This is a genomic window from Niallia sp. Man26, assembly GCF_022049065.2.
Taxonomy (GTDB): domain Bacteria; phylum Bacillota; class Bacilli; order Bacillales; family Cytobacillaceae; genus Niallia.
On sequence record NZ_CP095743.1, the window covers coordinates 3,753,004 to 3,765,532 of the forward strand.

Genomic DNA, 12,529 nt, shown 5'->3' on the forward strand with positions numbered 1-12,529 from the left:
AGAACAAACCTATTACTCTATGCAAAACAGTGTAAAATTTTCCAGAAAAAATTGATGTTTTCCTCTTTACTTTCTAATAAATAAGCATAAAATGGTTCTTATATTTGCCAATAATCTTTAAATGTAAAGGGGATATAAAGTTTGAACGTTACATCTAATAAAATGCAGGAACAGTCACTTTTTAACATTTCTTGGCCTCTGTTTATCGAACTTGCATTGCATATGGGGATGGGGGTTATCGCCACACTTATGCTCAGCCATTATTCAGACAATGCAGCTTCAGGGGTCGGAGTGGCTAACCAGTTACTCGGGATATTCATCCTTGTTTTCAACGTCACTTCCATCGCAGCCATGATTTTAATCGGGCAAAGACTAGGAGCTAATCAATTAAGTCAGGCAAGACAATTCGCCAGATCAGCAGTCGGCCTCAACGTCTGGTTCGGAGTGATTGTTGCTATCCTCGTTTTAGTCTTCGGTGAGCCTTTGTTACGATTATTTGATATACAAGGAGAAGTTTTAAATTACGGGCTTATTTTTATCCGCATCTGTGGTGCTTCCCTCTTCTTAGAATCTCTTTCACTTGCACTAAGCGCAGTATTGCGCAGCCACGGTTTTACGAAAGAATCAATGATTGTCAGTATTATGATGAATGTCATCAGTGTTATAGGATATGCAATGAGCATATTTGGATTATTCGGTTTGCCAATTACAGGAGTAGTTGGGGTGTCATGGACGATTGTAATTGCACGTGCATTTGCCGTTGTGGTTTTGCTCTATATCGTTTACCGCAGAATCGCTTTGACATTTAAAGTACAGGATATTATTAAGGTCAATAAACAGGATGTTAGGGAAATGCTCTATATCGGCATTCCTTCCGCAGGTGAAAACTTGTCTTATCAGTTTTCCCAGTTAGTAATTACAGCAATTGTTGCTTCTTTAGGTGATGCTTCCTTGGCAGCAAGAGTGTATATAACCAATATTTCCATGCTTTGTTACTTGTTCACTGTCGCTATTGCAGAAGGAACACAGCTTCTTGTAGCAAGATATATTGGCGGAAAGCAATATGACCGTGCATTGAAACGGGGCATAAAAACATTAAGAATTGCTATGGTAGCATCCCTTACAGCTGCTGTTGCTATGGCAATGATTGGTTCGCCAATATTAGAGCTGTTTACAGATGATTATCAGATCATAGCTATCGGTCTGCCAATCTTATGGGCTGTCGTATTTACCGAGCCGGGAAGAGCTATGAATATTGTACTTATGAGCTCCTTAAAGTCTGCCGGAGACGTTCGTTTCCCTGTCATCATCGGCATGGTCTCTATGTGGGGAATTGCCGTTACGCTAAGCTATACTCTTGGTATAACCTTCGGCTTAGGATTACTCGGCGTTTGGCTTGCCCAAGGTATGGATGAGTGGTTCAGAGGAATCTTCGCCTGCAAACGCTGGCTGTCAAGGCCATGGGAGCGAGTTCGAGTTAAAAACACTGCCAAAGGCCATATTTAACATAAAAAACACCGCTTCTTACACTAAGAAGCGGTGTTTTTCTTTGAGCTCTCTTCTAGGCAGCCTTTTCCCTGTTTAAGAATTTCAGCCTCCTCGTTAAAGCTGGCATATAAAGAATTAAAAGGATGGAGCGGAACAGACTGAAAACAATGAAGGAAAGCCATAATCCGTGATTACCCCAGAAGAGCGTTGACGGGAAGAGGATGAGTAAAAATACTGCAACAGAGCCAAGCATACTATTTCTAACCAGCCCAGCTTCTGAGGCACCTGCAAAAATTCCATAAAAGACTAAGCCTATGCTTGAGGCAAGGGGGAAAAGCACAAGCCATACATCATACTGCTTTGCAATGGCAACAACCTCTTCTACTACTGTAAATAACGGGATGACCGCATCCTTGCTCAGCAAAAATGTCAGACTGATTGCAGCCGAAAAGGCAAATGACCAGAAATACGATTTCTTGACGGTTGCCTTATACAGCTGGCTGTTCTTTTGCCCTACTGCTTTTCCTGTCAAAATGCTGGCAGCATTGGCAAGCCCATCATAAAAATAAGCCATTATGTAATGTATTTGAATGAGGATAGCATTAGCAGCTAAAATTTCTTCACCATACACAGCACCTTTGGCAGTAAATATATTAAAGACTGCCAGCAGACAAACCGTTCTGATAAACAAATCACGGTTAACTAGCATCATTTTTTGCAATGGCTCCCGGTCATAAAGATGACCAAGCAGTTCCTTCCTGTTCAGGCTGTTCTTCATTTTGCCGCTGCTAATTAAAAGTATGATACCTAATAGGAACGCAAATACTTCTGCACATAATGCGGCAATGGCAACACCTGCCACTCCAAAATTAAAAAACAGGACAAGTACAACTGCCAAAACGATATTAAGAATGTTCATCAGTAATTGAATGAGCACCGTTGCTTTAATTTGCTCCATTCCTAATAACCAGCCTAAAACAGCGTAGTTCATTAATGCAAAAGGCGCTGCCCAAATTCTAATATGGAAGTATAATGAGCTTACTTCCTTTACATTTCCTTGAATTCCTAAAAATGCAACAGACAGCTTAAAAATCGGCTCTTGAAGTAAGATAATTGCTATACCGACAATAAGAGCAATGCAGACAGGCCGAAAAAAGGCCATCGAGCTTTGCACATCATCCCCTGCACCTAACGCTTGGGAGGCAAATCCTGATGTGCTTACCCTAAGGAAACCAAACAGCCAATAAATGGTGTTAAAAATAACGGTGCCCACAGCGACTCCGCCAATATATGCTGGATCTGGCAGCTGTCCGACAACAGCCGTATCAACAGCACCAAGCAATGGAACAGTTATCGTCGCAAAGATTAACGGCAATGCCAGTGATAAAAAATATCGATGTGTCACAACACTGCTCCTTCCTAGCCTTTTTTTTCAATATTATATCACTCTAGTTTTTCCCTATTGAAATATTTTTTCAAGTTATGCCAGAATAATCAAAAAACTGATAAACTATTATTAGTCCAACTAATTAGGAGAGATGAACATGTTTAAAGTAGGAATTATCGGTTTAGGAGCAATTGGGCAGCGGCTTATCAAAAGCTTTACAGAGCATCCAGAGATGGAAATTACCGCTGTTTGTGATCCATTAGAGGAGTTGCTAAACAGCACTGTTGCTGCAATTGGAAAGGCAAAAGGCTTTACTGATTATAAAGAAATGCTTAAAAACGCAGATATAGACTTAGTTTATGTCGCAGTTCCGCCTAAATTCCACCATCAAATCGTTACAGATTGTGTGCTTGAGCAAAAGCATATACTTTGCGAAAAACCTTTAGCTAATTCTGTAGAGGAAGCGGAGAGCTTATATAAACAAGCGGCTGATGCGGGCATTATCCATGCAATGAACTTTCCCCTTAATTACAGCTCTGGCAATGCAACATTTGCTTCTTATATTAAAGAAGGCTATATCGGCAAATTGCGCCGCCTAGAGCTAAAAATGCATTTCCCCCAATGGCCGCGAGCATGGCAGCAAAATAATTGGGTTGGAAGCAGAGAACAAGGCGGATTTGTGCTGGAGGTTGGCGTCCATTGGATTCAGCAAATCCAAAAGATTTTCGGACCCGTTCAATTGGTCCATCGCAACGTTTCCTTTCCGGAAGACGAAAATCTTTCAGAAAACAGCATTCTCGCTGTCCTCGAGCTGGAAGACGGAACACCTGTCTTTATTAACGGAATGAGCCAAACAGCAGGAAAAGAAGTGGTGAAATTTACTGCATATGGCACAGAAGGAACACTCGCGCTGGAGGATTGGTCTGAGCTCTATGGAGCAAAGCAGGGATGCGACTTTGAAAAGCTTGATGAAAGCACACCAGTTTCCTCACTAATGAACGAATTGGTTAATGCTCTTCATCATAAGGAGGCAGATCTGCCAGACTTTTATGATGGGTATCAAGCTCAAGTTGTACTTGAAAGTTTGCGAAACTAAAACAGCAAAAAGCAGCTGAAGCTCAGCTGCTTTTTATTGTTTATGCTCTGAATTTTTTCAAAGATACTTTGCCCATATTTGCTTTTGCAAAGATGATAGTCAATACGAATGGAACGACGATTGCAACAACCATTGCGATTGCAAATGCTACCATATGCTGCGGCTGGATGGACAGAATGCCTGGAAGTCCGCCGACACCAATGGAATTCGCCATAACATGGGAACCAACTGAAATCACACCTGCAATCATAGAGCCAATCATAGCTGCTAAGAATGGGAAGCCGTATTTCAAGTTAATACCGAACATTGCCGGTTCTGTAACTCCTAAATAACAAGAGATAGTTGCTGGAATAGAGACTTGCTTTTCTCTTTCATCCTTGCGGTTAATATAGATCATTGCCAATACAGCAGAACCTTGAGCGATGTTTGATAAAGCAATCATTGGCCACAGGTTTGTGCCGTTAAATTCACTCATAAGCTGCAAGTCAATTGCATTGGTCATATGATGCAAGCCTGTAATAACAAGCGGCGCATATGCAAAGCCAAATACTGCAGCAAACAGCCAGCCTAATGAAGATGTTAAACCTGAGTAAACAACATCTGAAATAAATGAACCTATTTGCCAGCCGATAGGGCCCAACACAGTATGCGCAATAAGAACTGTCGGAACTAATGCTAAAAATGGCACAACAATCATGCTGATTGCATTAGGTATGACTTTGCGCAAACGCAGCTCCAAGAAGGAGAACAGCAGTCCTGCAAATATTGCCGGTAGCACTTGTGCTTGATAACCAATCTTGTCAACATGAGCAAAGCCAAAATCCCAGAATGGAATTTCTTGTGTGCTTGCCACAGCGTAAGCATTAAGCAGCTGTGGTGAAACAAGTGTAATACCTAGTACAATTCCCAATATTTGCGTCGCACCCATTTTCCGAGTAACTGCCCATGTTATACCAACTGGGAGGAAGTGAAATATCGCTTCGCCAATTAACCAAAGAAAATCGTTTGTTCCTGCCCAAAATTGGGATACTTCCACCAATGTTTTTGTACCACCATCAACCATTTTGATTTCACCGATGATGTTTCGGAATCCTAAAATTAACCCCCCAACAACGATTGCTGGAATTAACGGTGTAAAGATATCTGCCAAGTGTGCAATCATTCGTTGCAGGAAATTCATATTTTGCTTCGCTGCTTGCTTTGCATCATCCTTTGACGTATCACTTACACCTGCAATGCTAATAAAGTCATTATAAAAAGACGATACTTCATTTCCGATAATAACCTGGAATTGTCCTGCTTGAGTAAAAGTACCTTTAACTAAGCCGATTTCCTCTACCTTTTTAACATCTGCCTTTGATGGTTCTTTTAATACAAATCTCATTCTTGTCGCGCAATGAGTAACAACAGAAATGTTATCGCTTCCACCGACATGTTCAAGGAGCTGTTTCGCTGGTTCTGTATACTTGCTCATAGTTCTTCCTCCTTTTTTCCGTAAACAAAAGTTGTTTCTATCTATACTAATATGATTGCGATTACATAAACATGTATATACAAGTAAACTGTTTACGCTTTCAATTATATGTTGTATATACATGTTGTGTCAATTCTTTTTTCATTAGATTTTATTTCCATTTTTATAGTGATAAACGGCAGAATATTCCTTAATATACCCATGTATCGGAACACTAAAATTTGATCTGGATTTTCTTCAATAAATAAAAGGATAAGGAGCAAAAAGCCCTTACCCTTCTGTTTAAAAAATTAAAATGAAAACTGTACTGCCTACAAGCAAGCTGGCATAGTAATAATCTTTTTTTGTAACGATTGTCTTTTTGTAATAGCTTCTGTCTCTGTCACCTGTAAAACCTCTTACCTCCATTGCAAGGGCCATTCGTTCTGACTTTCGAACAGCATTTGTAAGGAGTGGAACTGCATATCTTTTAAATGTTTGCCAGCTGCCATTATGCCTGCAGCCTCTTATTCGGTGCGCTTCCTTTAAGTGGGCAAGCTCCTTTTGGAACAATGGTATGCAGCGAAACCCTGCCATAAATCCGTATGCCCATTTTGGCGGAACTTTAAGCTGATGTACAAGACTCATCATAAATGGATGGATACATGTGGTAGAGGTGAAAAGCAACCCTATAGTCACGAATGCTAGCATTCTCGTTGCAATGGTAAGGCCATTGCTTGCACTTTCCGCTGTTATTCTAAACCATGCCCATTGCCATATTTCAGTTTCTCCTTTTCCAAACGCTGCAAGCATCCAAAAGGTTAGTACAAAAAAAACAAAGTAAGGAGGCATCACTTTCAGTAAATACTTGATTGTCCAGCCCCCACCTATCATGCCTAGAAATAAAAATGCCGTCCATATTAATAATGTTTTACCTGGTTCGCTTATCATCATCAGCAAAAACATAACAGCAAGATGGGCTATCAGCTTTACACTTGGATTAATATGAGACAGATAAGACTGATTGCCCTCCATTAGGTAACTCCTCCTTTACTGCTTCTATGTAGGCATAGTGCAAAGGCGGGATGATTGCCGTTTCGTTTAGCTGCTGAGGATTGGAAAATAACAGGAAAGGATGGCCGTCAAATGCAAGAGCACCCTCCTTAAAAAACAGGACTCTGTCAGAATATTGGTCAACAAGATTCATATCATGGGTTGCCATTACAATCGTTGTTCCTTGCTCCTGCCGGTTCTTCAGCATTTTTAACAGCTTCTCTGTTGTTCTTTTATCTTGTCCAAAGGTAGGTTCGTCAAGGAAAAGAATATCCTGATTTAGCAACAGCATTGTTGCAACACTCAACCTTCTTTTTTGACCAAAGCTTATGTTGAATGGATTAACGTCCTTATGCTGTAAAAGACCAACCTCCTCCAGAAGCGCCAAAGTTTTTGTTTCAATCATCTCTTTATGCCACTTCTGCTGTTCTCCTGAAAAGGCAGTTTCCTCATAAACAGTTTGAGTGATGAACTGCCACTCTGGATTTTGGAAGACAAAGCCAATATGCTGATAAAGCTGACTCTCCTTCCAATTTTTTAACTCCAGTTCTTTAAAGAGGATATTGCCCTTGTTTCTTCTTTTCAATTTAGCCAGCACCTTCAACAGGCTGCTTTTTCCGCTTCCGTTCTTTCCAATAATCGAGATCCACTCGCCTTTTCCAAACCGGAAGTTTAGATTATGAAGAATTTCCTTGCTCTCATAGGAAACAGATAGATTTTGCACCTCCAAAAGGGTGCTCCGCTCTACTTGGACTTTGTTTGCTTTTCTTTGCCGATATCTTTCCTTTAATTGTTTGCTTAATGGATGGTAACTGTCATTAATGATCTCATCCCAATCATATGGATATAATTCTGGGCTCCAGATCCCAGCTTCCTCTATTACACTTTCAAATTCACATAAAGCGCTGTTAGGATCGGCATCACCCATTACCTTCCCCTCTTTATTTAACAAAATGATACGGTCTGCCCATTCGATACAGCCATCCAACACATGCTCTACCATAATCAACGTCTGTTTTTTTCGTTCTGAGATTTGCTTTAAGACGGCGAATATTTCTCTTCTGCTAACAGGGTCGAGCTGGGCGGTAGGCTCATCTAAAAATAACACTTCTGGTTCCATTGCTAGAACACAAGCTAAGGCAAGGCGCTGCTTCATCCCACCTGACAATGCATCAATCCTTGTATCAAGCTCAACCTCAAGTCCGACTATCTTCAGCAGCTCCTTGATCTTAGCTGTCATCTCTTCCTTGGGGACCCTTTTATTCTCGAGACTAAAGGCTATTTCATCATCCACATGCTGCATACAGAACTGCGTATCAGGATCTTGAAACAGAATCCCGACACGGTTCTTTCTAGTCACTTCCCCCTTCATTTTTGCTTCTTGGTGTTCTGGAATGATGCCTGCGAGGACAGCAAGCAATGTTGACTTCCCGCAACCACTTGGCCCAACAATTAAGACTGTTACACCAGGGTGGAACTGTAAGGTAATATTTTTAAGAACAGGCTGATTTTGACCATAAAACTGAACAGATAGATTTTTACATCCTAATAATGAACTCATCATTATCTTCCTTTGAAGCTTTTTGTTTATTTATTGAAAACTGGTCAAGCGCACCTGTTGCAAATAAGGAATCGACGATAACTTTAGCAAGCAGTCCACCAAGCAGCATGCCGCTAATAACTTGAATGATTAATGTAAGCAGCAATGTACCTGATGTATAATAGCCAAATCCATTGGCGAGTATGCTGTACAGCATACTCCCTACTGCTGCAAATGCACCGGAGAGCATCAATACGGAAACATGGTATTTTCGGTAGCGGAACAGTGCAAAAGCGGCCTCTGCACCAAGCCCTTGAAAGACACCAATCAGCAATGCTGATAATCCAAAGTGGCTGCCAGTAAGAAGCTCAACGGCGGCAGCTGCAACCTCTGAGATGAAAGCTGCTCCAGGTTTCTGAATGATATAGGCGACAATCGGGCTTGCTATCACCCATATTCCAAACATAAAGTTAGAACCAACTGGGCCAACTAGTGCAGAAATCGGCAAGTAAAGACTAGACCAGCCTAAATATAACACCCCGCACGCAACGGAAAGGACAACCATCAGCACTACCTCTTTAATCTTCCAGTTCACTATGCTTTTACCTCCATTTTCACAGGCCAGTCCTCAAGCGTATAAGCCATCTCCCAAAACTTATATTCCATATGGCAGCTTATTAAGAAGTACTCTAGCAACTTTTGCTTATAGTGTTCATTCAGGCTTTCTGCTAATTCATCAAGACGTTCGCAAAAGGTGCTTGTAATTCCCATTGAACCACCACCGTAGAAGACGATCCAATCATAGAAGGGATGGCTTCGGTCTGGCTTCACCTCTTCAAGCAGCCTCTTGCCTATCTCTGCATATGTCCACGGACATGGCAGCAGTACCGCGAGAATATCTGCAATTCCTCCTGTTTGGGCAACCGTGAGCATATGGCGAATATAATGGTGCGCACTTGGAGAAAGGGGGAAACCTTGCAACTGTTCATACGTAACTCCAGCCACTTCACAAAAATTATTATGAGGGTGGATTTCACTATGGAGCACAAAGGAAATCTGCTCATTGAACATTTGCATATCCTCCCTTTTTTCACATTTAGAAATAGCTGTTCCATAAATCTGCATGAAGGAATTCAAGTATTCAAAATCCTGCTTTACATAATGAATTAGCTGTTCCTTTTTCAAATCTCCATTGGCAATACCTCTGACAAAGGGATGTTCAAAAATAGCCTCGAAAATTGGATCTGCTTCTTGACGCAACTGCTTAGAAAAACTCATCACTATTCTCCTCCTTTTTGTTTAATAGGAAAATAAGAGTGAACTTGAATATAAAAAGGCCACTCCAAAAATGGAGCGGCCTATAAAAGTCAAATAAAAATAACCGAATAGATACCAACTCCACTTTCCTACGCTAGTACGAACTAGATCAGGTTCAAAGGGTCCAAGAACTTCTTGTCTCAGCCTCGATTGGCTCCCCTAGTGGATTTTCCTATTAATTTACCTATACTTTACATAAACAGCTAAATACTGTCAATAAAATATTCGAAAAAATCAGAACTCCCTTCTTTTCTCCTTTCATAAAAAAGCATATAAAAAAACAGCATTTGGATAAAACTATAGACATTGTTTTCATTTCGAAATCTCATGAAAATGTTACAAACAGGTGAACATCAAACAGCATAGTAAGCGTTTTACACTTCACTTTCACAAAATAGACAAAAATTATGTGATATATTTCACAAAGTATGTTTTATAATGACATTGTAAATTAAATCTTTTATTTAAGAGGAGCTGAAAAAACATGACACCTTGGAACCAAGTCTATGATCCAATGAATAACTTATGGATCTCAGCTATCATCGCTGCAATACCGATACTATTTTTCATCCTCATGTTGACTTTATTTAAGTTAAAGGGATATATCGCAGGAGCATTGAGTATTATCGCTGCAGGAATTGTGGCTGTTCTCATATATAAAATGCCTTTTGTTTTAGCACTTATGTCAGCATTATACGGTGCACTTGCAGGAATTTGGCCAGTTGCTTCCATCGTCTTTGCCGCCATCTTCCTTTACAAGATTACTGTCAAAACTGGTAAGTTTGCCATTATCGAAAATAGCATATCCTTTATTACATCAGATCAACGCTTGCAGGTTTTGATTGTAGCCTTCTCATTTGGAGCCTTCCTAGAAGGAGCAGCTGGTTTTGGCGCACCTGTCGCGATAACCGCTGCCATATTAGTAGGGCTGGGCTTCAGTCCAATTTATGCGGCACGTCTTTGTTTGATTGCCAACATTGCAGGCGGTGCATATGGAGCAATGGGAATACCTGTAACCGTTCCATCACTCCTCACAGGACTGGATGGACTTTCAGTCGGCAGGTATACCGCCATCATTATTCCGATTCTCGCCCTATTCGTTGCATTTTTGCTCGTGTTTATCATCGACGGCTGGAAAGGTATTAGACAAACATACCCGGCAGTGCTCGTATCTGGTTTGTCCTTCGCCATTACTCAAGCTTTGGTGCTGTACTTTATCGGAGCAGAATTAGCCAATATATTTGCAGCCATCGTCAGCCTTGTGACACTAGCTCTCTTTCTGCAAAAATGGCAGCCTAAGGAGATTTACCGTGTTAATCAGAAGGAAAAAGCTGATAGTACGGTGAAGTACTCATTATCTACTATTGCCTATGCTTGGCTGCCATTTATCTTTTTAACTATTATTGTTACTTTGTTCAACTTATCTTTTTTCAAGAACTTATTTATTTCAGGCGGGCCATTGGAAAAATTAGTGCTTCAGCTGCCAATTCCATTCCTGAATAACAATGTGATAAAACTGGCACCAATTGTGCCAGAAGCAACCCCATATGCAGCGATCTTTAAACTGGATTTGTTTTCATCTACAACAACAGCAATTGTCATTACAATCATCGTTGCGAGCATATTGTTTAAATGCCGAAAAAAACTACTTATGGAAACAACGAAAGAAACAGCAAAAGAGCTGTTAGCACCTGTACTGACTATTTGCAGTGTGCTTGGATTTGCCTATATATGCACCTATTCTGGCATGTCTTCTACGCTCGGTCTTGCCTTTGCATCAACAGGGGATATCTTCCCATTATTTGCACCATTATTAGGTTGGTTAGGTGTTTTCCTTACAGGGTCTGTTGTTAATAGTGGTTCCTTATTTGCACCACTGCAAGCTGTCACAGCCACTCAAATTGGCATTGCACCTGAAACAATGGTTGCAGTCAATGTCATTGGCGGCACAATGGCCAAAATGATATCTCCACAATCAATCGCTGTAGCAGCAGCGGCAGTAGGATTGGCAGGCAGAGACAGCGACTTGTTTAAAGTAACCATTAAATACAGCATTTGTCTGCTAGTGTTAGTTGGATTAGTCAGTTGGATACTATTTTAAAATATTAATTATCTAAAGGAGAGAGTTACTTATGAAAAAGCAAAATATCAATCGTGTCGTTTTAATTGGAACTGGTGCAGTCGGATGCAGCTATGCTTATTCTTTCATCAATCAAGGTGTTGCCGAAGAGCTAGTACTGATTGATGTGAATGAAAAAAGAGCCGAAGGAGAGGCAATGGACTTAAATCACGGAATTCCTTTTGCACCTACTCCAGTGAAGGTATGGAGCGGTCAATATGCAGATTGCGGAGAGGCAGATTTAGTTGTCATCACTGCAGGCTTGCCTCAAAAACCAGGTGAAACACGTCTTGATTTAGTAGCAAAAAATACAGCGATTTTCAAAACGATTGTCCGAAATGTAATGGACAGCGGCTTTAACGGCATTTTCCTTATTGCCACAAACCCTGTTGATATTCTGACATATGTAACATGGAAAGAATCTGGTTTGCCTAAAGAGAGGGTAATCGGTTCTGGAACAACTTTAGATACAGCTAGATTCCGCTATATGCTTGGTGAATACTTTAATGTTGATACTAGAAACGTCCATGCTGCTATCATTGGGGAACATGGTGATACAGAACTGCCAGTCTGGAGCCGCACAACAATAGGATTGGAAGAAATCGAGACACTTATCGCTAAAAACAGCAAGTACAGCCAAAAGGATCTTGATGATATCTTCGTCAATGTCCGAGATGCGGCATACCATATTATTGAGAGAAAAGGCGCAACCTATTATGGAATCGGAATGTCTCTTGTTCGCATCACAAAAGCTATATTAGGAAATGAAAATTCTATCCTGCCTGTATCTGTTTACTTAGATGGACAATACGGTCATAAAGATGTTTATATCGGTGTTCCTGCTGTAATTAATGTGAATGGAATTCGTGAGGTGCTTGAAATTCCGTTAAACACAGAGGAACAAAAACAATTCGACCATTCTGTAAAAGTTTTGAAAGAAACAATGTCTACGGTAATCTAACAAACAGAGTCCCTGATGCTAATTTGCATCAGGGTTCTAGTTTTGTTTAATAGTTTTCCAAAGATTTGACCATGCTAGTGCTATAGATAGATTCAAGCATCCTTTTTTGTGAAAA

General features: G+C 40.6%; 10 protein-coding genes and 1 riboswitch. Of the genes, 4 read left to right on the plus strand and 6 right to left on the minus strand.

Annotation, left to right across the window (positions count from 1 at the left end; genetic code table 11):
- The first annotated feature begins 141 nt into the window (after window positions 1-141).
- Entirely contained in the window at window positions 142-1,506 is a 1,365-nt protein-coding gene (locus L8T27_RS18810; protein WP_233316032.1) for an MATE family efflux transporter, read from the plus strand.
- A gap of 55 nt (window positions 1,507-1,561) precedes the next feature.
- Here the strand turns inward: L8T27_RS18810 and L8T27_RS18815 are convergent, their stop codons facing one another.
- Entirely contained in the window at window positions 1,562-2,893 is a 1,332-nt protein-coding gene (locus tag L8T27_RS18815) for an MATE family efflux transporter (RefSeq protein WP_233316033.1), read from the minus strand.
- Between the two features lie 139 nt (window positions 2,894-3,032).
- Between L8T27_RS18815 and L8T27_RS18820 the strand changes: the two genes are divergently transcribed.
- On the plus strand, window positions 3,033-3,971 hold the full coding sequence (locus L8T27_RS18820; RefSeq protein WP_233316034.1) for a Gfo/Idh/MocA family protein: 939 nt from the start codon (window positions 3,033-3,035) through the stop codon (window positions 3,969-3,971).
- 40 nt (window positions 3,972-4,011) lie between these two features.
- On the opposite strand, the gene treP is transcribed toward L8T27_RS18820, so the two are convergent.
- The 5 genes from treP to tenA form a co-directional block, all read right to left on the minus strand.
- Window positions 4,012-5,445 (minus strand): PTS system trehalose-specific EIIBC component, encoded by a 1,434-nt coding sequence (gene treP / locus L8T27_RS18825; protein ID WP_233316035.1) that lies wholly within the window; start codon window positions 5,443-5,445, stop codon window positions 4,012-4,014.
- A 282-nt stretch (window positions 5,446-5,727) separates the two neighbouring features.
- Window positions 5,728-6,459 (minus strand): energy-coupling factor transporter transmembrane component T family protein, encoded by a 732-nt coding sequence (locus L8T27_RS18830; protein WP_237942107.1) that lies wholly within the window; start codon window positions 6,457-6,459, stop codon window positions 5,728-5,730.
- Window positions 6,425-8,038: an ABC transporter ATP-binding protein gene (locus tag L8T27_RS18835; RefSeq protein ID WP_237942357.1), complete on the minus strand. Its 1,614-nt coding sequence runs from the start codon at window positions 8,036-8,038 to the stop codon at window positions 6,425-6,427. Before L8T27_RS18835 ends, L8T27_RS18830 begins: the two co-directional genes overlap by 35 nt.
- Window positions 8,016-8,612 (minus strand): ECF transporter S component, encoded by a 597-nt coding sequence (locus L8T27_RS18840; RefSeq protein ID WP_237942108.1) that lies wholly within the window; start codon window positions 8,610-8,612, stop codon window positions 8,016-8,018. Before L8T27_RS18840 ends, L8T27_RS18835 begins: the two co-directional genes overlap by 23 nt.
- Window positions 8,612-9,295, minus strand: coding sequence for a thiaminase II (gene tenA, locus L8T27_RS18845; RefSeq protein ID WP_237942358.1), 684 nt, complete (start codon window positions 9,293-9,295; stop codon window positions 8,612-8,614). Before tenA ends, L8T27_RS18840 begins: the two co-directional genes overlap by 1 nt.
- Before the next feature lie 108 nt (window positions 9,296-9,403).
- A riboswitch (TPP riboswitch) is annotated at window positions 9,404-9,505 on the minus strand.
- Between the two features lie 313 nt (window positions 9,506-9,818).
- Between tenA and L8T27_RS18850 the strand changes: the two genes are divergently transcribed.
- Window positions 9,819-11,435 carry a lactate permease LctP family transporter gene (locus L8T27_RS18850; protein ID WP_237942109.1) on the plus strand — a complete coding sequence of 539 codons (1,617 nt, stop codon included), beginning with the start codon at window positions 9,819-9,821 and terminating at the stop codon, window positions 11,433-11,435.
- A gap of 31 nt (window positions 11,436-11,466) precedes the next feature.
- The gene (locus L8T27_RS18855; RefSeq protein ID WP_237942110.1) at window positions 11,467-12,414 is read left to right on the plus strand and encodes an L-lactate dehydrogenase; all 948 of its coding nucleotides are present in this window, start codon (window positions 11,467-11,469) and stop codon (window positions 12,412-12,414) included.
- The last annotated feature ends 115 nt before the right edge of the window (window positions 12,415-12,529 follow it).

Coding starts and splice junctions, on each gene's coding strand:
- L8T27_RS18820 (WP_233316034.1), top strand. CDS start 3,033: ATGTTTAAAGTAGGAATTATCGGTTTAGGAGCAATTGGGCAGCGGCTT.
- treP (WP_233316035.1), bottom strand. CDS start 5,445: ATGAGCAAGTATACAGAACCAGCGAAACAGCTCCTTGAACATGTCGGT.
- L8T27_RS18830 (WP_237942107.1), bottom strand. CDS start 6,459: ATGGAGGGCAATCAGTCTTATCTGTCTCATATTAATCCAAGTGTAAAG.
- L8T27_RS18835 (WP_237942357.1), bottom strand. CDS start 8,038: ATGAGTTCATTATTAGGATGTAAAAATCTATCTGTTCAGTTTTATGGT.
- tenA (WP_237942358.1), bottom strand. CDS start 9,295: ATGAGTTTTTCTAAGCAGTTGCGTCAAGAAGCAGATCCAATTTTCGAG.
- L8T27_RS18850 (WP_237942109.1), top strand. CDS start 9,819: ATGACACCTTGGAACCAAGTCTATGATCCAATGAATAACTTATGGATC.
- L8T27_RS18855 (WP_237942110.1), top strand. CDS start 11,467: ATGAAAAAGCAAAATATCAATCGTGTCGTTTTAATTGGAACTGGTGCA.